This window comes from Shewanella sp. 10N.286.52.B9, from assembly GCF_002873635.1.
In the GTDB taxonomy this organism is placed as follows: Bacteria; Pseudomonadota; Gammaproteobacteria; order Enterobacterales; family Shewanellaceae; genus Shewanella.
The window spans coordinates 1-2328 of record NZ_MCTY01000235.1; the positions used below are offsets into that span (position 1 = coordinate 1).

Consider the following 2328-nt stretch of genomic DNA (forward strand, 5'->3'; position numbering starts at 1 on the left):
CCAGCTGAGCTAATCGACCTCGCTGTGTGGGGCCGTATTATAGGGAGCAACGAAATACTGTCAACGACTTTTTGATTAAAAAAGTTCAGGCGCGCTAAAAACAGCCGTCTTGGTTGATTGTTAGACGCATTAGACCGCCTTTTGCTGACATCAACCAGATTTTGGCGAATAAATAACATCTCACTATTGATAAGCCCCCTATTATATTCTTTCTGCCTCTACTAATACCTGTTAGTTAGTAGACTACTACTAACCTTTATATTCAAACTTAAATTGATTGCGCAATATTAGATGACGTTGACTATAGTGAATGCCTGCTCCACAAGAATGAAAATAACAAGAGTGGAACTCGCATAATGTGGTGGTTTGGGTATAGAATATCGGCCACTTTATTATATCTGTCTTTATATAGACGTTTTCAGAAATAGGTCAGTGTCCCATTATGACAACTAAGACGCGTTTTGCTCCAAGCCCAACAGGCTTTTTACATGTAGGTGGTGCTCGTACAGCACTTTATTCTTGGCTATATGCTCGTGCGAACCAAGGTGAGTTTGTTTTACGTGTAGAAGATACAGATATTGAACGTTCAACACCTGAAGCTTGCGCTGCTATCTTAGAAGGTATGGAGTGGTTAGGCTTAACTTGGGATGAAGGCCCGTATTACCAAACCAAGCGCTTTGATCGTTACAATGAAATCATTGCTCAAATGCTAGAACAAGGCAGTGCATATAAGTGTTACTGCTCACGTGAGCGTATTGAAGCAATGCGTGAAGAACAAGCTGCTAATGGTGAGTCTCAAAAATATGATGGACATTGTCGTAACTTAGCACCACGTGAAACTGATGAGCCGTTTGTTATTCGTTTCAAAAACCCTACAGAAGGTAGTGTGGTATTTGATGATCATGTTCGTGGTCGCATCGAATTTGCTAACGATACTTTAGATGATTTGATCATTGCCCGAACTGAAGGCACGCCAACTTATAACTTCTGTGTAGTTGTTGATGACTGGGACATGGGGATCACTTGTGTTGTACGCGGTGAAGATCACATCAATAACACCCCTCGCCAAATTAATATTTTAAAAGCATTAGGTGCACCTGTTCCTGAATATGCGCACGTATCAATGATTTTAGGCGACGATGGCGCTAAATTATCAAAACGTCATGGCGCAGTTGGCGTAATGCAATACCGTGATGATGGCTATTTACCTGAAGCCCTATTGAACTACTTAGTTCGTTTAGGTTGGTCACATGGCGATCAAGAAGTATTCTCAATTGATGAAATGATTTCATTATTTAAATTAGATGACATCAACAAAGCAGCTTCTGCATTCAATACTGACAAATTAAATTGGCTAAACCAGCATTACATTAAAGAGTCGGCACCAGAATATGTTGCAGGCCACCTTCAATGGCATATGGATGACCAAAAAATTGATACCACAAACGGCCCTGCTTTAGCTGAAGTTGTCACAGCACTTGCAGAAAGAGCGAAAACCTTAAAAGAGTTAGCCGCATCTAGTCGCTACTTCTATGAAGATTTCGACGCTTTTGATGAAAATGCAGCGAAAAAGCACTTGCGTGGTGTTGCAATGGAACCACTTAAGTTAATCCAACAAAAAATTTCTGCTCTATCTGATTGGTCTGTTGAAGCAATTCATCAAGCAATTGAAGACACCGCAGCAGAACTTGAAGTAGGAATGGGTAAAGTTGGAATGCCTTTACGTGTCGCTGTTACAGGCGCCGGAATGTCACCTGCTGTAGATTTAACCTTATTTCTCATTGGAAAGGCTCGTTGCGAACAAAGAATATCCAAAGCGATTGATTTTGTAGCAGCTAGAATAAATTCTTAAAAAACGAGTTGACACTTTTGGGCAGGCTGCATAGAATGCGCCCCGTACTTGAGACACGATGTGATTATTTATCGCAGCATGTCCAAATGCAATTTGTAAAGTTGAGGGGCTATAGCTCAGCTGGGAGAGCGCTTCGCTGGCAGCGAAGAGGTCCACGGTTCGATCCCGTGTAGCTCCACCAATTTTACAACAATTCAAGCGTTAAGTTTTAGCCTACAGAACTTAATGAGTTATTCACTCTTTGCAGAGTCTAATGCAGTCCGGGTCCCCTTCGATTAAAGAAGAGATGCCTAGGACACCGCGTTATTTTTATTAAGAGCACGGCGGTTTCACTTTAATAGCCTTCTAAAGTGTTACTTATAGGTCTTCGTTATATTAGAAGTGAAACAATATGTCCGGGTCCCCTTCGTCTAGAGGCCTAGGACACCGCCCTTTCACGGCGGTAACAGGGGTTCGAATCCCCTAGGGGATACCAC

1 protein-coding gene and 2 tRNA genes are annotated in these 2328 nt (G+C 42.0%); all 3 read left to right on the top strand.

The genetic code is table 11. The annotated features are described in order from the left end of the window. The first annotated feature begins 442 nt into the window (after positions 1-442). The 3 genes from gltX (at position 443) to BCU91_RS19885 (ending at position 2327) form a co-directional block, all read left to right on the top strand. A complete protein-coding gene (gltX, locus tag BCU91_RS19875) occupies positions 443-1852 on the top strand; it encodes a glutamate--tRNA ligase (RefSeq protein ID WP_102436489.1) in 1410 nt (469 codons plus the stop codon). Between the two features lie 105 nt (positions 1853-1957). Then, positions 1958-2033, top strand: a tRNA-Ala gene (locus BCU91_RS19880). A 218-nt stretch (positions 2034-2251) separates the two neighbouring features. Then, positions 2252-2327 (top strand) — tRNA-Glu (locus BCU91_RS19885). The last annotated feature ends 1 nt before the right edge of the window (position 2328 follow it).